This window comes from Kribbella lupini (assembly GCF_039529595.1).
GTDB classification, from domain to species: domain Bacteria; phylum Actinomycetota; class Actinomycetes; order Propionibacteriales; family Kribbellaceae; genus Kribbella; species Kribbella lupini.
In genome coordinates, this window is sequence record NZ_BAAANC010000005.1 from 235910 (window position 1) to 259882 (window position 23973).

Here is a 23973-nt window from a genome sequence, read left to right on the forward strand (position 1 = left end):
CGAAGGCCGGCGCAGCGACAACCCCACTAGCCACGGCAGGAGCACAAGCGCATGAGTATCGACGGGATCTCCCGACACAAAACCACGGCGACCGGCGCCGAGGCGGGGCGACCGGTGATCTCCGGGGTCAACCACATGGTCTCCGCCGGCCACTACCTGGCGGCCACAGCGGCCTTCGAGGTGCTGGAGGCGGGCGGCAACGCCATCGACGCCGGGGTCGCCGGTGGCATCGCCCTGAGCGTGGTGCAGAGCGAGCTGGTCAACTTCGCCGGCGTGGCTCCGATCATCGTTCGCGAGGGGAGCTCGGGCACGGTCAAGTCGATCTCGGGCCTCGGCTGGTGGCCGCGCGCCATGACCCCGACGCTGTTCCGCGACCACCATGGCGGCGAGATCCCGCACGGCCTCCTTCGCACCGTGGTCCCCGCGGCGCCGGACGCGTGGATCCTTGCCCTGCGCAAGTACGGAACGATGTCGTTCGGCGACGTCGCCGGCGCGGCGATCCGGCTCGCGCGCCAGGGGTTCGTCATGTACCCGTTGATGGCCGAGCTGATCGCCACCTTCGAGGAGGAGTACTCCCGCTGGCCTTCGAGCGCGGCGGTCTACCTGCCCGGCGGCCGCGCGCCGCGCGTCGGCGAACGGTTCGTCCAGGCCGACCTGGCGAACACCCTGCAGTACATGGCCGATCAGGAAGCAGCGGCTAGTGGCGACCGGGACGCGGGACTGGTCGCCGCCCGTGACGCCTTCTACCGCGGCGACATCGCTCAGGCGATCGACCGGTTCCACGCCGAGAACGGTGGACTGCTGACACTTGCGGATCTTGCGGAGTACGCCAGTGAGATCGAGGACACGCCCCGCGTGACCTTCCGCGGTGTCGACGTGCACGGCTGCGGTGCGTGGTCCCAGGGGCCGTCGCTGCTCCAGATCTTCCGGATGCTCGACAGCGGCGACGTCGCGGCGTACGGACACAACACGGCCGACTACCTGCACACCTTCGTCGAGATCGTGAAGCTCGCCTTCGCCGACCGGCACGCCTATCTCGGCGATCCGCGCTTCGTGGCGCCGCCGGTCGAACGCCTACTGTCGGAGGCCTACGCCCGCGAACGCCTGGCGCGCATCGATCCTGGGCGAGCTTTTCACGGGCTTCCGGTCGAGGGCGGGTACGTCGATCCGCGGCTGCCCGCGGTCCCCGAGCGGCGTCTCGATCCGACCCCGCCCTCGCTGGACACCTCCTACATCTGCGTCGTCGACCGCTGGGGCAACTCCTTCTCCGCGACCCCGAGCGACGTTTCGTACGACACCCCCGTGATCCCAGGCACCGGACTGTCGATCTCGTCCCGGGGCTCGCAGAGCTGGGCCGATCCCGACCATCCCAGCTCGGTGCGACCTCGCAAGCGGCCCCGACTGACGCCGAACCCTGCCTTGGCAGTGAGCCAGGACGGCCGCGTGATCCCCTTCGGCACCCCGGGTGGCGATGTCCAGGCGCAGGCCATGGCGCAGGTGCTGATGAATCTGCTCGCCTTTCAGATGAGCCCGCAGCAGGCGGTGGAGGCTCCCCGCTTCGGCAGCTACAGCTTCCCGGATTCCTTTGAACCACACGACTTCCGTCCCGGCCGGTTGCACCTCGAGGCCGGCGTCGGGCCCGAAGTGGGCGCGGAACTGCTGGCCCGCGGGCATGACGTGAACTGGTGGCCGGATCTCACCTGGCGGGCCGGATCGGTGTGCCTGATCGACTCTCACGATGGCGTGCACGCCGGAGCTGCGGACCCGCGACGTCCCTGCTACGCCATCGGCTGGTAGGTCGAGTCGACAACGACTGAGGGGTGCCGCGCCGGGTGAACGGCGCGACACCCCTTTGCTGTGCTGCCAAGTTGCCGGGAGACGGGGGCGTCAGGCGTGCAGGAAGGCGATCCCGGGATCGTGGAGAAGGGCGCCGGTTCGGGCGAGCGCCGAGGAGCCGAGCTCACCGTCGACCAACCGGTGGTCGAACGACAAGGCGAGCTGGGTGACCTGCCGGATCGCGATCTGCCCGTCGACCACCCAAGGGGTGGGCCGGACGGCGCCGAAGGCAAGGATGGCTGCTTCTCCTGGCGGCAGGATCGGAGTGCCGGCGTCCACGCCGAGCGCGCCGATGTTGGTGATGGTGGCGGTCCCGCCGGCGGTCTGGGCGGGTTGGGTCTTGCCGGCGCGGGCAGTCGTGACGAGTTCGTCGAGTGCGTCGGCGAGCTCGCGAAGGCTCAAGGCATCGGCGTCCTTGATGTTCGGCACGAGGAGGCCGCGGGGAGTGGCGGCCGCGATGCCGAGGTTGACGTAGTGCTTCGCGACGATCTCCTGGGCGTCGTCGTCCCAGCTGGCGTTGACGTCGGGGTAGCTGTGGATCGCCAGGAGGAACGCTCGGGCCACGAACAGCAGGGGACTGACGCGGACGCCGGCCCACTGGCGGTCCTCGCGCAGCGCGCGGACCATCTCCATGCTGCGGGTGATGTCGACGGTCAGCCATTCGGTGACATGGGGGGCGGTGAACGCCGACCGTGACACCGCCGTTGCGGTCGCCTTGCGGACGCCCTTGATCGGCGAGCGGGTCTCGCGCGCTTCTGCGGACCTGGGCAGTGGGGGCGCTGACACCTCCGATCCCCGGGCGGTCCTCGCGGTGCCGAGACGCCTCCGGCGCGGAGAATCGACCTTGGGCCCGGGCCCGACCAGCACCGCGGGCTTGTCCTCTTCCGAGCCGACTGTTGTGACGAGCGATGCCTCAGCCGCAACCGAGGTTCCGGCGGGCGTCTCGTCGGCCAGAGCACCACCTGCCGGACCGATGCTGATCAGGGGTGTGCCGACCGGGACCGTGACGCCCTCGGCGACCAGCAGCGCGGTGACTGTGCCGGCGTACGGCGAAGGCAGCTCGACGACCGACTTGGCCGTCTCGATGTCGACGATGAGGTCGTTGACGGCGACGCTGTCTCCGACGCTGACGTGCCAGGTCAGTACTTCGGCGTCGGTGAGGCCTTCACCGACATCGGGCAGGCGGAACTCCCGAAGGTCACTCATGCGTAGGCCCCTCGAAAAGACAGTGCGGAGTCGATGGCGTCCAGCAGGCGGTCGACGCCGGGGAGGAACTCGTCCTCGAGCCTGGCCGGTGGGTAAGGCACGTTGTACGCGCCGACCCGCAGCACCGGTGCGCGCAACTCGGAGAAGCAGGACTCGGTCACGGCGGCCGCGATCTCGGCGCCGATCCCCAGGAAGGTCGACGCCTCGTGGACGACGACCATCCGCCCGGTGTGCTTCGCGCAGCGGCGCAAGGTCTCCAGGTCCAGCGGCGCGAGGGTACGCAGGTCCACCACGCCTACCGAGTAGCCGTCCTCGGCCGCGGCGTCGGCCGCGGCCAGCGCAGTGTGCACCGTGGGGCCGTGGGCGACGACGGTCAGGTCTCTGCCGGTCCGCAGCACCTGCGCCCGGTCCAGTGAGGCCGGGTGCGCGTTGAGGTCGACCGCGCCCTTGTCCCAGTAGCGCCGTTTCGGCTCGTAGAAGATGACCGGGTCGTCGCTCTGGATCGCAGAGCGCAGGAGGCGGTAGGCGTCGGCGGGGTTCGAGCAGGAAATCACCCGCAGCCCGGCCGTGTGGGCGAAATAGGCTTCGTTGGACTCGCTGTGGTGCTCCACCGCGCCGATGCCACCGCCGACGGGAATCCGGATCACGATCGGGAGCGCGACGCGGCCGCCGGATCGGGCCCGCATCTTGGCCAGCTGGCTGACGATCTGGTCGAAGGCGGGGTAGACGAAGCCGTCGAACTGGATCTCGCAGACCGGGCGGAACCCACGCAGGGCAAGCCCGATGGCGCACCCGACGATGGCCGATTCCGCCAACGGGGAGTCGATGACCCGCGCACTGCCGAAGTCGCGCTGCAGGCCGTCCGTGATCCGGAACACCCCGCCGAGCTTGCCCACGTCCTCACCCAGGACCAGGACCCGGCTGTCGTCCTGCATCGCTCGTCGCAGTCCTGCGTTGAGCGCCTTGCCGAGCGTCATCGTGGTAGTCATCTCAAGCCTCCTCTGCCATCAGGTCGACGAGCTCGCGGTGCGCCAGCCGTCCGGCCTCGACCAGCGCGTGCGGTCCGGCGTAGGCGTGCGTGAACAGGTCTCCGGGCACAGGCTCGGGAAGTTCACGGCACACGCGACGGATCTCCGCCGCGAGCGCCTCCAGTTCCTCATCGAGGTCGGAGAAGAACTCGGTAGCTGTACCGAGACCGCGGAGCAGCACTTCGAGGCGGGTCAGCGGGTCGCGGGCCTGCCAGGTCCGGAGTTCGTCCGCCGTCCGGTAGCGGGCCGGATCATCGGACGTCGAGTGGCCGGCCATCCGGAACGTCTCCGCCTCGATGAGCGCGGGCCCCTCGCCTCTGCGGACCAGGGCCGCGGCCTCGCGGGTCACGGCGTACGTCGCCAGGGCATCGTTGCCGTCGACGTGGAAGACCCGCAGCCCGAAGCCGGCCGCACGCTGATGAACGGGTGTACGGAACTGCAGGTCGATGGGTGTCGAGATCGCCCACTGGTTGTTCTGGCAGACGAACAACACCGGCAGATTGCCGGCCGCCGACCAGTTCAGCGCCTCGTTGACGTCGCCTTGACTGCTCGCACCGTCACCGAAATAGGCCGCGACGACTTGGTCGTCACCATCGAGCACCGAGCCCATGGCGTAGCCGGTGGCGTGCAGGGTCTGGGTGCCGAGCACCAGGGAGTAGAAGTGGAAGTTGTACGACGTGGGGTCCCACCCGGCGTGGGTCACGCCGCGCCACTGGGCCAGCAGCTCGCCCGGAGTCACGCCGCGGACCATGGCCGCGGCGTGCTCGCGGTAGGAGGGAAAGACGTGATCGGTCGGGGCCAACGCTCTGATCGATCCCACCTGCGCGGCCTCCTGCCCCCAGCACTGCAACCACAGCCCGAGTTCACCCTGACGCTGCAGGGCCAGCGCCTCCTGGTCCAGGCGCCGTGCGCGGGCCATGTCGCGGTAGAGCATTTGAGCCAGCGCGGGCTGTACGCCGTACGCGGCACCGAGCTCGGTGAGCTGACCGTCCGGTGTCACGAACTGGGTCGGAGGCTCGGCGGTACTTGTCCAGAATCGTTCCAAGGTCGGCATGGGTTCCTCTGGGAGTTGTGGGGGAGTGGACAGGCCGGCGACGCCCGGCCTGGTCGCGGTGCGCCGCACCGGGGTCATGCGAAGGCGTGCTGGTGCGGGGCATCGCGCGAGAGCCGGGCGCGCACGATGTCGAGTGCGGCCGAGCCGGTCGGCGTCTGTCGTTCGATCGACCTCGAGACGACCTCGTGGGTGGTGTCCTCGATGCGGCGGACCTGGGCGAGGACGTCGGACGGAGCAGTGCCGAGGAGCTCACCGCCGACCTGGATCAGTCCACCGGCATTGGCGATGAAGTCCGGAACCCAGGTCACCTGCGCATGGAACAGGGCGTCGTCCACACTGTGGTCCGCGAGCTGGTTGTTGGCCGCGCCGCACACGACCGAGGCGTGCAGGGTGGCGACAGAGGACCGGGTGAGGGTCGAGCCCAGGGCGCAGGGTGCGTAGACGTCGATCGGTACGTCGAACAGCGAAGGCGCGACGGGAAGCTGCCCGTAGGTGTCGAAGACCCGCTGCCGGGCCGCCGCGGAGGGATCGCTGAGCACGACCTCGGCCTGCTCGCCGAGGAGTAGGCCTATGAGGTGCAACCCCACCTTGCCGGCACCTTCGACCCCTACCGTCCGACCACTCAGACCATCGGCCGGCCAGGCCAGCCGGGCCGCTGCGCGCATGGCGTGGAAGACGCCCCGAGCGGTCGAGAGCCCACTGTCGCCCGATCCACCCGCTGCAACGCTGCGGCCCACGACATGGCGGGTCGTCTCCCCGATCAGGTCGAGGTCCGCGGAGGAGGTCCCGACATCGGCCGCGGTGACGTAGCTGCCGCCGAGCCGTTCGACGAACCGTCCATAGGCGCGCAGCAGCGCCGGCGATTTCAGTTTCGCCGGATCCCCGATGATGACCGCCTTGCCACCGCCGAGCGGCAGACCAGCCGCGGCTGCCTTGAAGGTCATGCCCTGGGACAGACGCAACCCGTCGCGCAATGCCGCGGACTCGTTCGGGTAGGGGAAGAACCGGGTCCCGCCGAGCGCCGGCCCCAGAGTCGTGTCGTGGATGCTGATGATCGCCCGGAGGCCGCTGTCGTCATCGCGGCAGAAGACGACCTGCTCGTGGCCGGCGCCGGCCAACTCGTCGTCACGCTCGAACACGCCCGCTGTCCGGGGCCCCAGCTGGAGATTCATGGACATGTCGCTCTCGCTCGGACTGTCCGCGGGGTGTGCAGGACAGCTGGTCCGCCACAGGTGGATCACACCTGCGTTCTGAACCGTTATACTCGAAGCAGCGCAGCACACCCGTCAAGAGATGTGGCTGCAACATGGCATTTCGCCAAGCTCATGCCACCCCCGACTGTACGGAGGTTCTCGTTGTGCCAAGCATCGATCAGCTGGACGTGGAGATCCTCGGCAAGCTCACTGTCAACGCGCGGGCGGGAATCGCGGAGCTGGCCGCGGAGCTGGGGGTCAGCCGCAACACCGTCCAGGTGCGGCTGCGGAGGCTGGAGGAGGAGGGAATCCTGCTCGGCTTCCAACCCGTCATCGACCTGACGGCGATCGGTGCGCCGGTGCAGGCACTGGTCACCCTCGAGATCGACCAGCGGGTGATGAAGCGCATCGTACGTGGGCTCGAGCTGCTGCCCGAGGTCCTCGAGGTCAAGATTCAGGCCGGCCGCGAGGACCTGTTGGTGCACGTCGCGATCGGATCACTCGAAGAGCTGCAGGTACTCACCGCCGCCATCGTCGAGATCGACGGTGTCCGCAAGACGAACTCGACGTTCACCGTGGCCACCCCGATCCCGTACCGCGCCCAGCCGCTGCTGAACCAGATCACCAAGGGCGCCGGATGGGGGCGTTCGACACCCGCGCCGCGCTGAGCTGCCGAGCATGCTCGGCAGCGGTCGCCCTCGCCGGTGTGAGTCAGCGGGCGTCGAGCGACGCCCAGCCCTGAACCGCGGCGTAGTAGGCGGCGACGAGGCGTCTCACGGCCTCGGCCTCTCGCAGTCCGGTGTCGACCAGGTCGAGGACCTCGCGAGGGTCGAAGAGCACGTTGTACAGGAACAACGCGTGATCGAAGTGGTCGTCGGAGACGCCCAGCTGGCGCAGTACTCCCCGAATCGGGCGCTCCCAGGCGTCGCGGACCACACCGGTCAGTTCGTCGTTGTCCCGCAGGCGGCGGAGAAAGCCGCGGCGCGAGCGCAGCTGGACCATCGCCGGGCCGTGCAGCCTGAGCTGGCGGGCCCAGTGCGTGGCCACGTCCTCGAAGAGCGCGGTCCCGGTCTTGGTGCAGTCATGGCTGTAATCGCGCAGTTGGACGACCACGCCGAGCATGTAGTTGGTGAGCAGGTCTTCGAGCGACGGGAAGTACCGGTAGGTGGTGGCCACCGAGAGTCCCGCCCGAGCGGCGACGGTCGGAATGCTGAGGTCATCCGGTTCCGCCCGCAGGACCTCGGCCGTGGCATCGAGAAGCCGTTGGCGGTTGCGCACGGCATCGCTGCGCTTACCGCGACTTCCTCGGGACACACCGACAGCGCTCACCTCGTTGCTAGACATTGCTCCCAGACAACAGATAGTAGACTCGTGGATAAGAGTGGCACCGACGGTAGCATGCCTGCGGTGTCACCGGCTCGTGCGCGGCGTTTTGGTGTTGACAAGATGATGAGGTCGCGTTCACGCTTCTGAATCAGCGAGAGATGTGTCGCAGTTAGCCGGGCCCTCGCTGCAGCTTCAGGCCTGGCGGCTCCACTCACCGAACAGGGGTAAGCAGCGTGGCGGTCAAGCCGCTCGGGCAGAGCCGGAACGGGATCGACGAATCGGCGGTTGCGGAGGTCGTCTCCCTGATTCCCGCGATCCAGAAGGTCGGGAACGACGCTCTCCGCGAGTCCGTCGTGCTGACCTGGGCCTGTTCCTGGAAGGACTCGGACTACGAGAGCCTGCGGGACGTGCTCCAGGGGGAGGGGGCGACGAAGCTGCTGCGGCACGTCAACGCCGTCAACGACCAGGTGGGCTATCTCGTCGGGCTCGCCGAAGGTACGTACGGCTTGCAGGTGGACCATGACGTCGCCCTGGCCGCTGCCATCCTCCATGACGTGGACAAGCCGCTTTTGTGGACGAACGACAGCGACGACAAGGTCATCTTCCGGCCAGGCCGATCACTGCGCGATCACGGCATCCTCGGAGCCGAGCTGGCTGAACTCTGCGGTGTCCCCCAGCAGGTTCGTGACATTGTTCGCGGACACAGCATGTACTCCGACCTGATGGAGGATCGCCGGTCGCCCGAGGCGGTCGTCGTGCACCATGCCGACGGTCTGGCGGGGAATCTGGGGGCCTTGAGTGTGGGGGTCATTCCCGGCTGCGGCCGCACCATGTCGGTTCCAGCGCCTTTCTAGGCCGGACATTCCGTGCGGCGCGCAGAGAACTGCCGCCGACCGACTGTCGGTACATGAACAAAGACAAGGTGGCCTACGAGGACTGATCGATGGCGTCTCGCAGTGCTGTTCGGGCTTGCCGTCGCAGCCAGGCGTGGGCGGGGTCATTGTCGTAGCGCTGGTGCCAGGTGAGGTAGATGGGGATGGGCGGCATGGGGAGTGGAAGCTCTCGGATTTCGAGGCCCTGGCGGAGTTGGCGGCTGATCAGTTCGGGAATCGCGACGACGAGGTCGTGCTCGCGGGCGAACTGCAGGGCTGTGGTGATCGTGGGGGCGGCGGCCACGACGTACCGGGTGCGGCCTTGGGTTTCCAACGCGTCGTCGATCGGATCACGCAGCCGACCACGGCGGGAGACAGTGAGGTGCTCCGCGTCGAGGTAGTCGTCGAGGGACAGTCCGCCTCGGCCGGCTGCGGCCACCACGGGGTCGACGTCGGGCGTACGGCGGAGGCGATGCGTCGCGAGCGGCTGCGTGGGGCGTGCGAGAGGGTGCGACGGGCGGAGGGCGAGGACGAGCTGATCGTGGCCGACGAGCTCGTGGCGGAGTTCCGGTCTGGGGGGAGCGTTGGATCCGGCTTCGAGGTCGATGTCGCCTCGACGGGGATCCTGGACGTCGCTACTGGCCTCGGCCAGGAACCGTAGACGAACCGCAGGCGCCTCGGCTCGTACGGAACGAAGCAGCGCCGGACCGGCCGCCGCGGCCAGGGCATCGTGCCACTTCAGGATGAAGGTCCGTTTCAGCGCGCCCAGATCCACCTCAGTGGTCGGCGAGAGCACCGCTTCGGCCCGCTGGACCAGGTCGTGCACGGTTTCGCGGAGAGCGAGGGCCCGAGGCGTCGGGGTCATGACCCTGCCCGTGCGCACCAGGATCTGATCTCCGGTGGCGCGGCGGATGCGACCAAGCGTGCGACTCATCGCCGGCGCCGAGACGTGCAACCGGGCGGCGGCATCCGTCACGCTGCCCTCTTCCAGCAGCGCGTCGAGCGCGAGCAGCAGGTTCAAATCCAATTGCATGTGGGTTAATCCAGACGTAGCTAGATTGCATTTGAAGTTAATGATGCCACCTTCTACGGTCGGGACCATGAACCTTTTGGAGCGAACCGTCGTCGTGGTGAAAACCGCTGGAGAGCAACTGCGTGACCGGTACGACACCAGTGCGCGCCCCGGCGACCTCGAGGAGATCGTCCGGGAGATCTACGCCAACGACGAGGCGGTTCTCGCATTCCTGCGCGAACCACTCCTGGAGGCCGCTCCCGGCTCTCGCTGGGCGGAGGACGAACTCGCCGGCGGTCTGCTGCCGGACGGCGACTGGTGGGTGGTCGACTCGGCCGAGGGCAACATCAACCACATTCACGGTCTGAGCGAATGGGCGGTGACCGCGACGCTGGTGCGCGACAACACCCCGACGCTGACCGTGGTCCACCTGCCGCTGACCGGTGATGTCTACACCGCGCTCCAAGGTGGCGGTGCGCACCTGAACGGCGTACCGCTGAAGGTCTCCGCGAAGTCAGACCTGAAGGCAGCGCTGGTCGGTACCGGTCAGGCAAAGCCGGGTGAAACCGAAGAAGACCTCCGCAGTTTGGGCGCTTCGGTCACCGGCATGCTGCTCAACGCCCTGGTGGTCCGAGTCTCGGTACCGGCCACTCTGCAACTCATCTACGTCGCGGCCGGTCAACTGGACGTCTTCTGGCAGTTCTCCGACGTCCGCTCGGGCCTGCTACCCGGCGCCCTTCTGGTCGCCGAAGCCGGGGGCGCCGTCACCGACACTCGCGGCAAGCCTTGGACCCTTGCCAGCAAGGACTTCCTGGCTTCCACGCCCGGCGTACATGCCGAGGCCGTCGACGTCCTGTCCGAGGTACGTTCATGAAGATCGCCATCCTCGGCGCGACCGGCCGAACCGGCCGGCTCCTGGTCGCCCGCGCACTGAACCGTGGCCACGAGGTGATCGCACTGGCCCGCCGGCCTGACCAGATCATTGCGTCAAGCAACCTTCGGGTTCTCCGCGCCGATGTCAGCGAGCCAGGCTCAGTCGCCGCTGCCGTCGGTGACTCCGACATAGTCCTGAGTGGCCTGGGCATTGCCAAGAAACAGGACCCCGCGGTCCTCATCGACGGCGCCCGCCAGCTCGCCGCGGCAGGTCCACGCGTCATCTGGCTCACCTCGCTCGGCATGGGCGCCACCGAGGGAGCCCTCGGCCCCTTGACCGGTGCACTCCTCAAGCAGGCTCTCCGCCATGAATGGTCCGCGAAAGATCTCGCCGGTCAGGCGATCCGCGATGCCGGCGGAACCACCGTGTACGCCGGCCCGCTCACCGGTAGGCCGTACCAGGAGAACGGGCGTCTCATCGAGGCGACGACGTACCGGCCACGTGCGTTCCCGCCGCTGGCGCCGCGCGCGGGGATCGCCGCGCTGATGATCACGGAAGCCGAAACGCCCCAGTTCGCAGATGCGGACACCATCGCGCTGTTCGATCAGTCGCGCTAGAGATCAACGGCCGCTCGCTCCCGCAGTGGCTGTTGGACCGGCACACCAGGCCTACTCGAAGGGAGCTGCGACGACGTTTCGGTGGTACTCGAAGATCACGCTGGTGCGGGTCGAGGCCACGCTGCGCCGGGCCGAGAGATGGTCGACCACGAAGCGCCGCAACTCCGACGAGCCGGGAACGGCGACGTGGACGAGGAAGTCGTCGGTCCCGCCGACAAAGTTCGTGGCCCGCCCGTCGACTGCCAGGTGCGCGAGCAGCTCTTCGTCCACCGAGTCGAGCAGCGGGCCCGGAAGAACCGCGTAGCGATCACGCTTGCTGGAGTGGACATCCTCGTCGTTCGAGGCGATGAAGTTCTGGTCCAGCAGGGCGCCGGTGTCGGCTCCCGGATCGACGACCAGGCGTACGCCGACGCCGGCGCCACGATCGTCGGTTCGGCCGAAGAAGTCTGGGGCGCCTCGGAGCTGATCACCAAGGTGAAGGAGCCGATAGCGCCGAGTACGGGTTCCTGCGCGACGACCAGGTGCTGTTCACCCACCTGCTGCCGCGAACGCTATGGGGCTCGGCGCGGACGTCACGGTGATCGACCTGTCCTTGCCTCGCCTGCGTGAGCTCGAGCGCCGGTACGCCGGGCGGATCCGGACCAGTGCCTCCAGCCGGTGGGAAATCGCCGAGCAGGACCCGGCGCTCGCGAAGGGGCCTGAACACCGATGCCGACCGCATCACGAACGCTGGGGTCTCCGCGGCCTTCGATCGCGAACTCGCCGCTGCTTAGGCGACCCCCCGGAATGCGGCGGGTTACGACGCAGATCGGCGCCTGCGCCGGAAGCTGGCGGCGCGGGCACGGTTCTGGCAGGTGATCGAACAGAAGCGGCGCCGTCCTGCGGGGGAGTGGTCGATGTAGATGTCCGCGCAACCGTCATCGACACAGACCCCAAGGCGGCCAGGGTCCTCGTCGCACAACTGCCTCCGCAGGGCCAGCAGCGCCGCCGCCAGTAGGGCGTCGCGCGCGTCGACCCACCAGGTCCGCCGTACTCGGCCATCCGTCAGTGCGAGATCGGGCCGAAGATCGACAGTGGTCAGCAGGCCGGAGATCGTGGCGACGCGAGACGCTGTGCCCGCCGAGGTGAAGACCTCGAAGATCGTGTCCGCGAACTGGATGAGGTCGGGGTCGGTCAGCGCGGCGGTCACCGAGGCGGGCAGGCCTGTGCGGTCGGCGAGATCACCGAGGGGCGGCACCGCCGACCGGGCGCCCGCGCGGCGAGGCTCGACACCCCAGCCGTTCACCAATTCGACCAGGGCGTCGAGCGGCATCGGTTCCACGTGAACACGCACCTCGCCAAGATAACGCGTTGGCCTGGGTCATAGCGTTGCGTCAGAGAGCTCTGTAACGTGATGATCTCCAGCATCACGTGATGACACGGAGGAGCAATGGCGGTGCGGATGCGCGATGTCGCCCAGCGGGCCGGTGTCTCGATGAAGACCGTCTCCAACGTCGTCAACCACTATCCGCACATCACGCCGGCCACCCGGGCCAAGGTGGAGGCCGCGATCGCCGAGCTGGACTACCGCCCCAATCCAGGAGCCCGCTCGCTACGCCGTGGGCGCTGCGGCGTGATCGCGCTGGCGATTCCCGATCTCGCGCAGCTGTACTTCGCCGGCCTGACCGCTGCCGTCGGCCGGGCCGCGAAGAGCCGTGGTCTCGCCGTTCTGATCGAGCAGACCGAGTGCGATGCCGGTGCGGAAGAACTGGCTCTCAAGGGGCTCCGCGACCAGTTGGTCGACGGGATCCTGTTGTGGCCGACGGCATCAATTGCCCCTACGGCACCGAGTAGGCCCGTGGTCCTGCTGGGGGACGGATGCTCCGATCTGGCATTCGATCGGGTCTCGTTCGACAGTGCACCGGTGCCGGCTGTGCCGTCCGTCGATCACGAGACGGTGGCCAACGCGGCAGTAGGACTGCTCCTGGATCGCGTGGCCGGCGTCGGCTCACCGAAGCGACGCCACATCGTGGTCTCGCCGACCGGGGCGGAAGGTCATCTCGCCTGATGGCTCTGCACGAGGGGCAGCACTAGTTCGTCGACGATCGACCGGATGCGCGCGGGCTTCACGGGCCGGAGGTCCATGAGCATGTCGTGGCGCACCAGGTCGAACGGCAGTTCGAGCACTGCCGTGGGGATGCGCTCGAGGTCGATTTCGCCGCGGTCGTGGGCTCGTTGGTAGAGGGCTCGGACGCGCGGGAGTTGCTGGGCGTCCATCACGCTGTCGCGAACCTGGGAGGGGGTGAGACCGGTATCTGCGAGTAGCCCTGAGAAGGCGGCGGCTGTGGCGATGGCGTAGAAGCCGGCCAGGGCTTCGCTCAGCGCGGTCAGCAGGGCGAGCAGGTCTCCGCGCAGGGCGCCGGTGTCCGGGATCGTGATCGGATTGGCGGTGCGGTGATGCTCGAACGCGGCGAGCACGAGTTGGTCCTTGTTGGCCCAGCGGCGGTAGAGCACAGGTTCACTGGTGCGAGCGCGCACCGCGACCGATTCCATCGTCAGGCGGGCGTAACCGACCTCGAGCAGTTCGTCCCATCCGGCGGCGAGCAGTGCTGATTCCAACTGCTTGCCGTGCCGGCGACGACGGACGGGGTCGGACGCCTGGGTAGCCACGAAGCCACGATAGAAAGGCTTGCCCTTCTTAACAAGAGTTCGTAGTCTAGTTAGAAAGTGATTACTTTCTTAGGCAGGATGAGATGACAGAGCCGAGAGCAACGCTGTCGCCGCACGGGCGGAACGAGCTGGCGGTGCTGATCGTCGGCGCCGGTCCGACCGGGCTGACGCTGGCCTGCGAGCTCGCCCGCCGCGGCGTCTCGTTCCGCCTGATCGAGGCCGCGCCCGGTCCGCAGCCCGGCTCGCGGGGCAAGGGCATCCAGCCGCGGACCCTCGAGGTGTTCGATGATCTCGGCATCGTCGAACGCGTGATCGCCCACGGCCGGATGGCGATGCCGATCCGAACGACCGCGCCCGACGGCCGAGAGACTCTTGATGGCGCACAGAAGCCCGTGCATCGCCCCGACATCCCTTATCCGGCGAGCCTGATCACGCCCGAGTGGCGGATCGAGGAAGCGCTGAGGCTGCGGCTGGCGGAACTCGGCGCAGAGGTGGAGTTCGGCACCTCGCTCGGCGGTTTCGAGCAGTCGGACGAAGGTGTTTCGGCGCTGGTCGTCAAGGACGGCAGGTCCGAGAGGGTCACCACGGATTGGCTGATCGGCTGCGACGGCGGCCACAGCGCTGTGCGCAAGCAGGCGGGGATCGCGTTCGAGGGCGAGACCCGCGAGGAGGTGCGGATGATCGTGGCCGACGTCGCGGTCGACGGCCTCGATCGTGACGCCTGGCAGATGTGGCGGCACGAGGAGGGTCTGGTCAACCTCTGCCCGCTGCCCTCGACCGACGTTTTCCAGTACCAGGCCGGCATCGCGCCTGGCCAGGACCCCGAGGTCAGCCTCGCGAACATGCAGGCGATTCTCGAGCGGCGCAGCGGCCGCACCGACCTACGGCTCCACGAGCCGGAGTGGTCGTCGCTGTGGCGTGCCAACATCCGCCTGGCCGACCACTATCGCAAGGGTCGCGTGTTCCTCGCCGGCGATGCGGCGCACGTCCACTCGCCCGCTGGAGGCCAAGGGATGAACACCGGTATCCAGGACGCGTACAACCTCGGTTGGAAGCTCGCGGCGGTCGCGCAGGGCGCTTCGTCGGCGCTGCTCGACAGCTACGAGGCCGAGCGGCGACCGGTCGCAGCAGACGTGCTCGCTCTCTCGAACGCGCGCCTCAAGGAGACGCTCGAGCAGAAGGGCATTCCCACCCGCCGCGATGCGAGCACGATGCAGCTCGGTGTGAACTATCGCGGCTCGTCTCTGGCGCGCGACGATCGCGACGAGACTGCTGTGCTCCGCGCGGGTGACCGTGCTCCCGATGCGCCCGCCCTCATGACGATGGACGGCGAACGGCGGCTGTTCGAGCTGACCCGCGGCGGGCGCTTCACGGTGCTGAGCTTCGGTCCCGAGCCTGCGGTCGGCGCCCTCCCGTTCGGGCCCAGGTCCCTTCACGTCGTCGGGAAGCCGACCGGTTCCGGTGGCATCGCCGACGCCGAAGGGCATCTCGCCGGTGCGTACGGAGCGACCGACACCACGATCGTCCTGATCCGCCCCGACGGCTATGTCGCAGTGATCTCCGACGCCGGTGACATCTCGGCGGTGTCGGACTACCTCGCCGAGATCAGCTGAGCTGCCCCCACCGCATCAAGTTCCTGTGGTGAGTTTGAGTTGGATGAGGTCGACGAGACTGCTCAGTACCTCGTGGGCCTCGGCGAAGGTGATGCTGATCGAGCTCTTCCCCACGCACCACCGCACGACCGCGTACTCCCTGGGGTACAACGTCACGACTGCTGCTCTCGGCGGAGCGGCACCGCTCATCCTCACCGCGCTGTACGCATCAACAGGCAACCTCCTCCTGCCGGCGTACTTCGTTGCCCTGACGGCCCTCGGTACGGGTGTCGCGGCGTACATCAACAAGGAGACAGCAGGCCGGTCGTCGACGCAGTTCGTCTGAGACCCTGCCGCGCAGGCGCCCACTGTCCACAGATCCCAGGAGCGGGCCGAGAAGCTCCCGGCCCGCATCCCGAGGCGTTTCACCTGCCCGGTCTGTTCCCCAGCACGAGAAGACCACCGAGAAAGATGTAGGTGGTGACGACTTCCTCGATTCCTTTGCCGCGTGGTGGCTCAGATCGTCGGGATGATGCCGCCGTCGACCCGGAACTGCGCGCCGGTGAGCCACTTGGCGCGGCCGGAGGCGAGGAACGTGATCATCTCGGCGACATCCTCGGGGTCGCCGGGGCGCCCCATCGGCACGTTCAGGCGGTCCGCGAGCTGCTGCCTGACCTCGTCGAGGGTGACGCTCTGACTGTCGGCCATCTGCTGGTGCTGCTCGATCGCTCCCGGAGTCGCGACGAAGCCCGGCAGGACACAGACCACACGTACGCCCTGCCGGCCAACCGCTGTCGCCAACTCACGGCTGTAGGCGTTGAGGGCTGCCTTCGATGCTGCGTAGGACGCCAAGGCGGGCGGGGGAAGGTGACTGGCGATCGAGGAGACGTGCACCACGACGCCCGAGCCGCGCTCGATCATGCCGGGAACGAGTAGCCGGTCGAGGCGGACCGCACTGAGCAGGTTCATCTCCAGGTCGGCGAGCCAGGACGCGTCGGAGCGCTGCAGGGTGGGCATGGGGCCGGAGGTAGCTCCGGCATTGTTGACCAGGACGTCGACGCCGCCGGCGATGTCCACCACGCGCCGCGCGAGTTTTGCCGCGCCCTCCGCCGACCGCAGATCGGCGGGCACGAACGTGGCGGGAAGGTCTTCGGGGGGCGCGGTTCGTGAGGCGGTCAGCACGGTGGCCCCAGCTGCCGCGAACCGGCGGGCCGTCGCCTCGCCCAGCCCTCGACTGCCACCGGTCACCAGGACTCGAAGACCGCCAAACCCCTCGTCCTCGATCGGCACGGGTGTCTCCCTCGGTAAAGTGAACCTGACTCCGGAAACTCTACGCGTAACCGGAGCCAGACTCACCTTATGGAGGACTGTTGCCCTCGTCACGCCCACTGCGCGCCGATGCCCGCCGTAACCGCGAAGCCCTGCTGCGCGCGGCACGGGAAGCACTCCTCGCCGCCGACGATGCCCACGTCGAAGTGATCGCGCGTCGGGCCGGTGTGGCAATCGGCACGCTGTACCGCCACTTCGAAACGCGCGGCGCGCTTGTCGCGGAGGTGTACCGCCAGGACGTCGCCGAACTCTGCGCCGCTCCGGCCCGGCTGCTCGCTGACCACGCTCCGGACGAAGCTCTGCGCACCTTTCTGCTGCTGATCGTGGAGCATGCCGCAGTGGGCAAGGGGATGGGGGAGGCGCTGGAGAGCGTCCTGGCGACCGAATCGCCGGTCTTCGACGACGCACGCAACGAGATGGCGCGTGCTCTCGACGAACTGCTTGCCGCGGGCGCTGCGGCCGGTCTTGTCCGCGGAGATGTCGACGGGCGCATCGTCCTGCGCGCTCTTGGCGGCATCTGCGGGCTGCGCGCCGCCGGCTGGAAGGACGATGCGGTACGCATCGCCGCGATCCTGTACGACGGGTTGCGCTACGGCGCACCGAGCCCCAGGGACAGCTAGTGGCCCCGCTCGATCCGGAGCGGAGGTTCTGCTACGCCGGGCGAGCGGGGAGGAGTCCGGAATCGAAGTACCAGAGGTCGATCCCGCCCCGAGCCGGGTCCCAGGTGTCGTTGACCTTCCGCCCGTAGGAATTGCCGAGTTCGGCGAGGGTCAGTGCGTCCGGTGACCAGCCGTGCCCGGCGATCCAGTCGTGCGGCGGGGTGGGTGGCCCGTATCGGAGCACTGAAACGAGGCGGTGCATTCCGTCGTCGGTGGCGGTGTCGTGAGTCAGGCGTTCTCCGATCGGCTGTGCGATCTCGATATGGAGCCGGCTGCCTGGCGCGGACAGGCCACGGACCCGGCTCATGAGCAGGTCGGCTTCGGCGCGGGTGAGGTAAACCGTCAGTCCCTCGGCAACCCAGGCGGTTGGACGGGATGGATCGAAGCCCGCGGCGAACAGGTCCGTCGGCCAATCACCGGCCAGATCGGCGGGCACCGGCGTACGACCGGCGATCGGCTTCAGTCCCGCCGCCCGAGCGGCCTCGTCCTTGAGTGCCAGTCCCGCAGGAAGTTCGAGTTCGAAGATCCGTCGCCCCGTCCACGGCATCCGGTACGCGCGCCCGTCCAGGCCCGCGCCGAGCAGGACCACCTGGTCAAGGCCGGCGTCGGTCAGCGCTTGGTCGATGTGAAGGGTTCGAACCACCACCAGGTCGCCCATCAGCGCAGTCGTCCCTGCCATCTCTCCGGGCATGGAGCCGAAGTTCGGTGGCCGACCGGGCGCGGCCAGGCCGAGGTGGCGCACCACGGCCTCGGCCAAGGGGTCACGGAAAGCAGGGCGGTCTGACAGCGATTCGGCGGCCCGATGGGCCGCCACGACGACAGCGGTCCATTCCACGCCGTCCGGGAGGGTGGGAGCGGTTCGGATGGTCATCTGCGCAGACCTCCTGAAGCAGAAGCCGAATTGATGGTGCCCAGCTCGGGCGATCGTCCGCCACGATACCGGATAGAACGTTCCGTCTTGACAAGCGCGATCGATATCGCCAAGGTTGGAGCGAATAGAACGTTCCATCTGCAGGCAATCGCCGCGGGCAGATCTCTTCAGAAACGACCGATTGGATGACCATGACCACCACCGCCGCACCTGGCTTCTCGACGACGGCGGCTGCATTGCGGCGGCTTTACTTCGTCCGCTTCGCGTTCGCGATCGTCTGGGCCGCTGTGATGATCCCGCTCGCCAAGGACCTCAATCCGCTCACTGTCGCGCTGTTCGTGCTCTACCCGCTGTTCGATGTTGCCGCCGCCATCGTCGATTCCCGCTCGTCGCGGGCGATCGGTTCGCCGAGGCTGCTCTACGTCAACATCGCGGTCAGCCTGCTCGCTGCCATCGGTCTGGGTGTGGCCGGCGCGTCTGATGCCTCGGCTGTTCTGCGGGTGTGGGGTACCTGGGCGGTCGTGGCCGGTCTGGTTCAGCTGATTGTCGGCGTCACCCGCCGCAAGCTGGGCGGTCAGTGGCCCATGATCATCAGCGGTGGCATCTCCGTGCTCGCCGGTGGGTCGTTCATCGCCGGCGCCTCGGCCGACAACCCTGCACTGACCAACGCGGTGGGCTACGCCATCCCCGGCGCCATCTTCTTCCTGATCGCGGCCATCCGTCTCGGGCGCGCGGCAAAGGGCAACTGACTCCACGGCCACTTCGACGCTGTGATCAAGAGCGTTGAGCAATCCACACAGTGACCCCTTCACCGCTCGGGACGTTTCCGGCAATCACGTCCCGAGCGGTGAGGGGAGACGGCGGTCCGCTCGACCCCTGCGAGCGGGCCGCCGCCCCATCCGCCCTGACGGTCGGTCACCACGGCACGAGCGTTCCGTCCCAGGAGAAGAAGCCACCGGTGGGGCCGTCGTCCGAGAGCAGCGCCAGGTGAAGTGCACCCTGAGCGGCCTCGACCGGGTCGCCTCCGACAGCAGCGGCCCGAGGAGTGAGGTCGGTGGCCCGCGCGCCGGGGGCGAGCGCATTGACCTTGAAGCCGTCCGCTACCAGCGTCTGGGCGTAGAAGACAGTGAGAGCGTTGAGGGCGGCTTTGGACGACCGGTACGCCGCGGCGGTGCCGCTACCCGGGGAGAACTGGGGGTTGGGGTTCGTGCTCCAGGTCAGCGAGGCCGTACCGCTGGAAACGTTGACGATGCGCGGGTGCGGCGACCGGCGCAGCGCGGGGAGGAAGGCATTGGTCACCGCCACCGTTCCGAAGACGTTGATCTCGTACGTGCGCCGGAATTCTTCGACGTCAGTCGCGGCCGGTGGGTCGAGCGAGAGTGCTACCCCGGCGTTGTTGACCAGCACGTCCAACTGGTCCACCTGAGCCGCTGCCTTCTCGATGCCGTCAGGATCACTCACGTCGAGGATCAGCAGGCGGGCGCCGGCACTGATCTCTTCGACGGCCTGCTGCCCTCGACCGGCGTCGCGGGACCCCACGTACACGGTGTAACCCTCGGCGGCGAGCAGCCGGGCGATATGCTTGCCGATGCCCTTGTTGGCACCAGTGACCAGAGCTGTGCGTTCGTTCATGACTACCACGGTTCCCCGGCTACGGGCGCCCTGCCAGGGACAACCTGTACCAGGCAGTGCGAGGAGGCGGTGTGGCACGGCAGGAGTTGGCCGACTACCTGCGAGATCGCCGGGCAAGCCTGCGTCCGCACGAGATCGGTCTGACGGAGACCGGCCCCGCTCGTCGCACACCGGGGCTGCGCCGCGAAGAAGTGGCGGAGCTCGCCCATCTGTCGGTCGACTACTACACGCGGCTGGAACAAGCCCGGGGACCACGACCGTCGGAGCGGATTCTGGACGGGCTGGCCCGGGCGCTGCTGCTCACGCCCGCGGAGCGCATCCACTTGTTCCGCTTGGCGGGATCGAGCGCGCCGCCGGGGAGTAGCCCGGTCCGGCGGGTACGCCCGCATGTTGCCCAGATGCTCGAGCGTCTGCCGCAGACCGGTGCCGTGGTCACCGACGCGGCGTACGGCGTCGTCGCCTGGAACCCCCTGGCCGAGGCGCTGCTCGGCGGCCACCTCGCGCGCGGGCGGACGAACCTGGCCAGGCGCCGCTTCCTGGGCGAAGGGCCGACGATGCAGGAAAGCCCCGACGCCGAGCGATTCGGACACATCGTGGTGGCGCGGTTGCGCCGGGCCGCCGACCGCTATCCTCACGACCTCCAACTGATCGCTCTGCTGGCCGAACTGAACGCCGGCAGCGAGGAGTTCCGGCAGATCTGGGCGACGCGTCCGGTGCACGCGCCGGGGCACCGGACCAAGATCATCGACCACCCGGAGATCGGTCGGCTGCGATTGAACTGTGATGTGCTGCTGGTTCCCGAGGACGACCAGGAGGTCGTCCTGATCACGGCCGACCACGGATCACGTGCCGCGCGGACCCTGCACAGGCTGTCCAGGCAGCCGGTCTGACAACACCCTGTGGCCGCTGACACATGGTGCGAGGTGTTCAGCGGGAGAACTCGACCGACTGGCGCTCGGAGTTGATCCGGAGAAGTCCTTCGATCCCGTGCAGGAAGGTCTCGGACACCAGGGCAGGATCGAACAGGCAACCTGCAGCCATAGCGCCGTCGCGCAGCATGACGAAGTGGCGGGCGGCGGCATCCGCCGTGTTGTCGTGAACTTGCGCCATCATCGCGGTCAGTGTGTCCAGGAACCACTGCCGGTGCGCGATGATCTCCTGGCGGACGGCCTGATCGGCGTCGGGGTACTCGGCTGCGGCGTTCAGGAAGGCGCAACCGCGGAACCCGGGGGACTGGATGCCCTGTGCGATCGAGTTCGCGACCGCGAGTAGTGCGTCGGCCGGCGGTAGGCCGGCGGATGCCGCGGTGAACCCGGCGCGATCCATCTGGTGGACTTCGCGCAGGTAGGCGAGCACGAGGTCTTCCTTGCTGGGAAAGTGCCGGTAGAAGGTGGCGCGGGTCACCTTTGCCTCCGCGACCAGTCGGTCGACGCCGACGGCGTGAATGCCCTCCGCGTAGAAAATCCTGATCGCTGTGCTCAGCAGCCGGAGCCGCGCCTCGGAGGGACGGGGTTCTGGTTCGCCGTTGGTCATCTGACCATCTTAGCGACAGAACGTTCGGTCTACTACCCCTGCGGTCTATTGTGCGAGCTGGCGGGGTCGCAGTCCGTCGACGATGACGGTCAGCATCCGGTCGAGCTGGGCGCGCTGTTCGGGTGCGCCGGCCACGGAGAGTACGCCGGCGAGGATGCCGCCGACCTCGACCGGGTCGAGTCCGCTGCGCAGTTCCCCTGCGTCGGCACCGGCCTCGAGCACCATTCCCAGGATCTGCTGGACCTCGTCGCAGACCGGCCCGGTGCCGAAGCGGCCCGTTGCGCTCATGGCGACCAGGGCTTCGCAGATTCCGCGTCGTTCGCCTGCCCACTCGGCGAAGCGCCTCATCCAAGCGTGGAGGGCCTGCGCGGGTCGCTCGTTGGCGAGGAGGGTCCGCGCGTCGTCGCGGAGAGGGCGGATCTGGTCTCGATAGACCTCTTCGACCAGGTCCTCCCGGGTGGGGAAGTGCCGGTAGAGAGTGGCGCTGCCCACGCCGGCGCGCTTGGCGATCGCATCCAGAGAAATCGGCCGACCGGAGGTGAAAGCCTCGGCCGCGGTGGCGATCAGGTGCTCGCGGTTGCGCTGTGCGTCAGCTCGCAAAGGGGTTCGTGAAGGATTCATGGCCGTCGCGATCGAGAGTGGCGGGTCGAGGTCCGAGGTGAATCGGGGACCTCTCCGTTTCAGTGTACAGTGGCGCAAGTGGGGAGGTCCCCGCTTACGAAACGATCGATCCGCCAGACGAAAGGATCGCCATGCCCGCAGGGCTCATCACCGGCGGCACCACCGGAATCGGCAGAGCAACCGCCGAGCTGCTCCACTCCCGTGGCTACCAGGTCGCCGTCACCGGACAGAACCCCGGCTCCCTGGCGCGAGCACGGCGCGAGCTTCCCGGCGACGTCCTGGTCGTCCGATCCGACGCGCGCGTTCTGGCCGACACCGACGATCTCGTGGCGACGGTGTCCGAACGCTTCGGGTCGCTCGACCTGCTGTTCCTCAACGCCGGGATCTTCCACCCTGCTCCGGTCGGCGACGTGACCGAGAAGTCGTTCGACGAGCAGGTCGGCGTCAACTTCAAGGGTCAGTACTTCACCCTTCAGAAGGCCCTTCCGTTGATGCGCGACGGCGGATCGATCGTCTTCACCGTGGGGATCGGAGCCCGTCGCGGCAGTCCGGGCGGCACGGTGGGGGCGGCGACGCGCGGTGCCCTGCTGGCGATGGTGCCTTCGCTCGCGCTCGAACTGGCTCCGCGCAGGATCCGCGTTAATGCGGTCAGTCCCGGGGCGACCGAAACCCCGCTGTTCGACAAGCTGGGAGTTTCCCCCAGCGGCCGGGACGCGATGCGCACGAACATCCCGTTCGAGCGCTTCGGATCGAGCCGGGAGGTCGCCGAAGTCGTCGCCTTCCTCGCCTCGGACGCCGCCGGCTACGTCACCGGTCAGGACGTCGTCGTGGCCGGCGGCTACGGCCTCGGCGTCTGAACCGCGGCCTGCCGGCGGGCCGTCGGCATCTCTCGAACACCAACAATCACTAGTACAGGAGAGCACGATGTCACTCACCCTCGACACCTACCGGCAACTGGGCCGTTCCGGCCTGCGGGTCTCGCCACTCGCACTCGGGGCAGCCACCTTCGGCAACGAGTGGGGCTGGGGCGCGGAGCAGGACGAGGCGCGGAGGTTGTTCGACCTCTACGTCGAGCGTGGCGGGAACTTCATCGACACGGCGGTCACCTACACGAACGGTACGTCGGAGCGCATGCTCGGTGAGTTCGCCAAGGACAAACGGGACAGCCTGGTCCTGGCGACGAAGTACACGACGCTGCGGCGGCCGAACGACCCCAACTCCGGTGGCGCGAGCCGCAAGAGTCTCTTCGGGGCAGTCGAAACCAGTCTGCGGCAGTTGAACACCGACTACATCGACCTGCTCTACCTGCACGTGTGGGATCCCACCACGCCCGTGGAAGAGATCCTTCGCGGTCTGGACGACCTTGTCCAGCAGGGAAAGGTCCTGTACGTGGGCATTTCCAACACCCCGGCCTGGCAGATCGCCCGCATGCAGACGATCGCCGACCTGCGCGGGTGGTCGCCGCTCTCGGCGCTGCAGTTGGAGTACAACCTGGTGGAGCGTACGGGGGAGCGTGACCTGATCCCGATGGCGCAGGAGCTGGGGCTGGGAACAGTCCTGTGGTCGCCGCTGGCCGGCGGGGTGCTCACCGGTAAGTACAGCCGAGAGGACCTGACCGCATCGCCCGCCGTCGAAGGTGAAAGCGTCCGCAAGAGTTTCAACGTGGCCCTCGGTGGAGTGACCGAGCGCAGCCTGGCCATTGTGGATGTCGTCAAGGAGGTCGCCGATGAGCTCGGCCACACCCCGGCCCAGGTGGGGCTCGCCTGGACCCTGCAGAACCGGGGAGTGACGGCACCGATCATCGGGGCCCGAACCGTGGAGCAGCTGCAGCAGAACCTCGGAGCGCTGGAGGTAGAGCTCTCCCCGTCCCACCTGGCGCGTCTGGACGAGGTCAGTGCGATCGACCTCGGATTCCCGCACGCCATGCTCGCCAGTGATCACATCAGGGTCCAGACCCGCGGCGATCTGAAGATCCAGGCTCGCCGCTGACCGTCGAGCAGCGGCCAGGGGGCAGCGTCGCCGCTGCCCCCTGGCCTTGTATGCCGTGATGCCACCGTCTGGCGACGAGA

General features: G+C 68.2%; 27 protein-coding genes and 2 pseudogenes. 15 read left to right on the top strand and 14 right to left on the bottom strand.

Annotated elements, in window-relative coordinates:
- Positions 1 to 51 precede the first annotated feature (51 nt).
- Positions 52 to 1797, top strand: a complete 1746-nt coding sequence (locus ABD235_RS37690; RefSeq protein WP_344183128.1) for a gamma-glutamyltransferase family protein — start codon at positions 52 to 54, stop codon at positions 1795 to 1797.
- Between the two features lie 90 nt (positions 1798 to 1887).
- Here ABD235_RS37690 and ABD235_RS37695 read toward each other — a convergent pair whose 3' ends face one another.
- The 4 genes from ABD235_RS37695 to ABD235_RS37710 all read right to left on the bottom strand — a co-directional run bounded on the left by ABD235_RS37695 (position 1888) and on the right by ABD235_RS37710 (position 6302).
- On the bottom strand, positions 1888 to 3042 hold the full coding sequence (locus ABD235_RS37695) for a dihydrolipoamide acetyltransferase family protein (protein ID WP_344183130.1): 1155 nt from the start codon (positions 3040 to 3042) through the stop codon (positions 1888 to 1890).
- Complete coding sequence (locus ABD235_RS37700) at positions 3039 to 4031, bottom strand: alpha-ketoacid dehydrogenase subunit beta (protein ID WP_344183132.1); 993 nt, start codon at positions 4029 to 4031, stop codon at positions 3039 to 3041. Before ABD235_RS37700 ends, ABD235_RS37695 begins: the two co-directional genes overlap by 4 nt.
- Before the next feature lies 1 nt (position 4032).
- Positions 4033 to 5124, bottom strand: a complete 1092-nt coding sequence (locus ABD235_RS37705) for a thiamine pyrophosphate-dependent enzyme (RefSeq protein WP_344183134.1) — start codon at positions 5122 to 5124, stop codon at positions 4033 to 4035.
- A 74-nt stretch (positions 5125 to 5198) separates the two neighbouring features.
- The gene (locus ABD235_RS37710) at positions 5199 to 6302 is read right to left on the bottom strand and encodes a Glu/Leu/Phe/Val family dehydrogenase (RefSeq protein WP_344183136.1); all 1104 of its coding nucleotides are present in this window, start codon (positions 6300 to 6302) and stop codon (positions 5199 to 5201) included.
- Positions 6303 to 6481: 179 nt separating this feature from the next.
- Between ABD235_RS37710 and ABD235_RS37715 the strand changes: the two genes are divergently transcribed.
- Entirely contained in the window at positions 6482 to 6985 is a 504-nt protein-coding gene (locus tag ABD235_RS37715; RefSeq protein ID WP_344183138.1) for an Lrp/AsnC family transcriptional regulator, read from the top strand.
- A 43-nt stretch (positions 6986 to 7028) separates the two neighbouring features.
- Here ABD235_RS37715 and ABD235_RS37720 read toward each other — a convergent pair whose 3' ends face one another.
- Complete coding sequence (locus ABD235_RS37720; RefSeq protein ID WP_344183140.1) at positions 7029 to 7661, bottom strand: TetR/AcrR family transcriptional regulator; 633 nt, start codon at positions 7659 to 7661, stop codon at positions 7029 to 7031.
- Between the two features lie 215 nt (positions 7662 to 7876).
- On the opposite strand from ABD235_RS37720, the gene ABD235_RS37725 reads away from it, so the two are divergent.
- Positions 7877 to 8497, top strand: a complete 621-nt coding sequence (locus ABD235_RS37725; RefSeq protein ID WP_344183142.1) for an HDIG domain-containing metalloprotein — start codon at positions 7877 to 7879, stop codon at positions 8495 to 8497.
- 73 nt (positions 8498 to 8570) lie between these two features.
- Here the strand turns inward: ABD235_RS37725 and ABD235_RS37730 are convergent, their stop codons facing one another.
- A complete protein-coding gene (locus ABD235_RS37730; RefSeq protein ID WP_344183144.1) occupies positions 8571 to 9617 on the bottom strand; it encodes a LysR family transcriptional regulator in 1047 nt (348 codons plus the stop codon).
- Between ABD235_RS37730 and ABD235_RS37735 the strand changes: the two genes are divergently transcribed.
- Both ABD235_RS37735 and ABD235_RS37740 read left to right on the top strand, forming a co-directional pair.
- The gene (locus tag ABD235_RS37735) at positions 9616 to 10401 is read left to right on the top strand and encodes an inositol monophosphatase family protein (RefSeq protein ID WP_344183147.1); all 786 of its coding nucleotides are present in this window, start codon (positions 9616 to 9618) and stop codon (positions 10399 to 10401) included. The genes ABD235_RS37730 and ABD235_RS37735 overlap by 2 nt on opposite strands.
- Positions 10398 to 11018: an NAD(P)-dependent oxidoreductase gene (locus ABD235_RS37740; RefSeq protein WP_344183149.1), complete on the top strand. Its 621-nt coding sequence runs from the start codon at positions 10398 to 10400 to the stop codon at positions 11016 to 11018. The genes ABD235_RS37735 and ABD235_RS37740 overlap by 4 nt, the downstream gene beginning before the upstream one ends.
- Before the next feature lie 51 nt (positions 11019 to 11069).
- Here the strand turns inward: ABD235_RS37740 and ABD235_RS37745 are convergent, their stop codons facing one another.
- Positions 11070 to 11288 carry an Lrp/AsnC ligand binding domain-containing protein gene (locus tag ABD235_RS37745; RefSeq protein ID WP_344183151.1) on the bottom strand — a complete coding sequence of 73 codons (219 nt, stop codon included), beginning with the start codon at positions 11286 to 11288 and terminating at the stop codon, positions 11070 to 11072.
- Positions 11289 to 11339: 51 nt separating this feature from the next.
- On the opposite strand from ABD235_RS37745, the pseudogene ABD235_RS39980 reads away from it, so the two are divergent.
- Positions 11340 to 11459, top strand: a pseudogene (locus ABD235_RS39980) (alanine dehydrogenase); the annotation flags it as partial.
- Between the two features lie 112 nt (positions 11460 to 11571).
- Positions 11572 to 11634, top strand: a pseudogene (locus ABD235_RS39985) (hypothetical protein); the annotation flags it as partial.
- A gap of 180 nt (positions 11635 to 11814) precedes the next feature.
- Here ABD235_RS39985 and ABD235_RS37750 read toward each other — a convergent pair.
- Positions 11815 to 12351, bottom strand: coding sequence for a CGNR zinc finger domain-containing protein (locus tag ABD235_RS37750; protein ID WP_344183153.1), 537 nt, complete (start codon positions 12349 to 12351; stop codon positions 11815 to 11817).
- A gap of 108 nt (positions 12352 to 12459) precedes the next feature.
- On the opposite strand from ABD235_RS37750, the gene ABD235_RS37755 reads away from it, so the two are divergent.
- Positions 12460 to 13065 carry a LacI family DNA-binding transcriptional regulator gene (locus ABD235_RS37755; RefSeq protein ID WP_344183428.1) on the top strand — a complete coding sequence of 202 codons (606 nt, stop codon included), beginning with the start codon at positions 12460 to 12462 and terminating at the stop codon, positions 13063 to 13065.
- Here the strand turns inward: ABD235_RS37755 and ABD235_RS37760 are convergent.
- A complete protein-coding gene (locus ABD235_RS37760; RefSeq protein WP_344183155.1) occupies positions 13053 to 13667 on the bottom strand; it encodes a TetR/AcrR family transcriptional regulator in 615 nt (204 codons plus the stop codon). The genes ABD235_RS37755 and ABD235_RS37760 overlap by 13 nt on opposite strands.
- Positions 13668 to 13750: 83 nt before the next feature.
- On the opposite strand from ABD235_RS37760, the gene ABD235_RS37765 reads away from it, so the two are divergent.
- Positions 13751 to 15280, top strand: coding sequence for an FAD-dependent oxidoreductase (locus ABD235_RS37765; RefSeq protein ID WP_344183157.1), 1530 nt, complete (start codon positions 13751 to 13753; stop codon positions 15278 to 15280).
- Positions 15281 to 15323: 43 nt separating this feature from the next.
- On the top strand, positions 15324 to 15605 hold the full coding sequence (locus ABD235_RS37770) for an MFS transporter (RefSeq protein WP_344183159.1): 282 nt from the start codon (positions 15324 to 15326) through the stop codon (positions 15603 to 15605).
- Between the two features lie 170 nt (positions 15606 to 15775).
- Here the strand turns inward: ABD235_RS37770 and ABD235_RS37775 are convergent, their stop codons facing one another.
- Complete coding sequence (locus tag ABD235_RS37775; RefSeq protein ID WP_344183161.1) at positions 15776 to 16549, bottom strand: oxidoreductase; 774 nt, start codon at positions 16547 to 16549, stop codon at positions 15776 to 15778.
- 80 nt (positions 16550 to 16629) lie between these two features.
- Here ABD235_RS37775 and ABD235_RS37780 point away from each other — a divergent pair, with 80 nt between their 5' ends.
- Positions 16630 to 17208, top strand: coding sequence for a TetR/AcrR family transcriptional regulator (locus tag ABD235_RS37780; protein WP_344183163.1), 579 nt, complete (start codon positions 16630 to 16632; stop codon positions 17206 to 17208).
- A 31-nt stretch (positions 17209 to 17239) separates the two neighbouring features.
- Here ABD235_RS37780 and ABD235_RS37785 read toward each other — a convergent pair whose 3' ends face one another.
- Positions 17240 to 18118 (bottom strand): SAM-dependent methyltransferase, encoded by an 879-nt coding sequence (locus ABD235_RS37785; protein ID WP_344183165.1) that lies wholly within the window; start codon positions 18116 to 18118, stop codon positions 17240 to 17242.
- Between the two features lie 185 nt (positions 18119 to 18303).
- Between ABD235_RS37785 and ABD235_RS37790 the strand changes: the two genes are divergently transcribed.
- Positions 18304 to 18867: a hypothetical protein gene (locus ABD235_RS37790; RefSeq protein WP_344183167.1), complete on the top strand. Its 564-nt coding sequence runs from the start codon at positions 18304 to 18306 to the stop codon at positions 18865 to 18867.
- A gap of 166 nt (positions 18868 to 19033) precedes the next feature.
- Here the strand turns inward: ABD235_RS37790 and ABD235_RS37795 are convergent, their stop codons facing one another.
- Positions 19034 to 19750 carry an SDR family oxidoreductase gene (locus ABD235_RS37795; RefSeq protein ID WP_344183169.1) on the bottom strand — a complete coding sequence of 239 codons (717 nt, stop codon included), beginning with the start codon at positions 19748 to 19750 and terminating at the stop codon, positions 19034 to 19036.
- A 71-nt stretch (positions 19751 to 19821) separates the two neighbouring features.
- On the opposite strand from ABD235_RS37795, the gene ABD235_RS37800 reads away from it, so the two are divergent.
- Positions 19822 to 20640: a helix-turn-helix transcriptional regulator gene (locus ABD235_RS37800; RefSeq protein WP_344183170.1), complete on the top strand. Its 819-nt coding sequence runs from the start codon at positions 19822 to 19824 to the stop codon at positions 20638 to 20640.
- A 37-nt stretch (positions 20641 to 20677) separates the two neighbouring features.
- Here the strand turns inward: ABD235_RS37800 and ABD235_RS37805 are convergent, their stop codons facing one another.
- Both ABD235_RS37805 and ABD235_RS37810 read right to left on the bottom strand, forming a co-directional pair.
- Positions 20678 to 21283 carry a TetR/AcrR family transcriptional regulator gene (locus tag ABD235_RS37805; protein ID WP_344183172.1) on the bottom strand — a complete coding sequence of 202 codons (606 nt, stop codon included), beginning with the start codon at positions 21281 to 21283 and terminating at the stop codon, positions 20678 to 20680.
- Positions 21284 to 21328: 45 nt separating this feature from the next.
- The gene (locus ABD235_RS37810; protein WP_344183174.1) at positions 21329 to 21883 is read right to left on the bottom strand and encodes a TetR/AcrR family transcriptional regulator; all 555 of its coding nucleotides are present in this window, start codon (positions 21881 to 21883) and stop codon (positions 21329 to 21331) included.
- 152 nt (positions 21884 to 22035) lie between these two features.
- On the opposite strand from ABD235_RS37810, the gene ABD235_RS37815 reads away from it, so the two are divergent.
- Both ABD235_RS37815 and ABD235_RS37820 read left to right on the top strand, forming a co-directional pair.
- The gene (locus ABD235_RS37815; RefSeq protein ID WP_344183176.1) at positions 22036 to 22761 is read left to right on the top strand and encodes an SDR family NAD(P)-dependent oxidoreductase; all 726 of its coding nucleotides are present in this window, start codon (positions 22036 to 22038) and stop codon (positions 22759 to 22761) included.
- 67 nt (positions 22762 to 22828) lie between these two features.
- The gene (locus tag ABD235_RS37820; RefSeq protein WP_344183178.1) at positions 22829 to 23893 is read left to right on the top strand and encodes an aldo/keto reductase; all 1065 of its coding nucleotides are present in this window, start codon (positions 22829 to 22831) and stop codon (positions 23891 to 23893) included.
- Positions 23894 to 23973 lie beyond the last annotated feature (80 nt).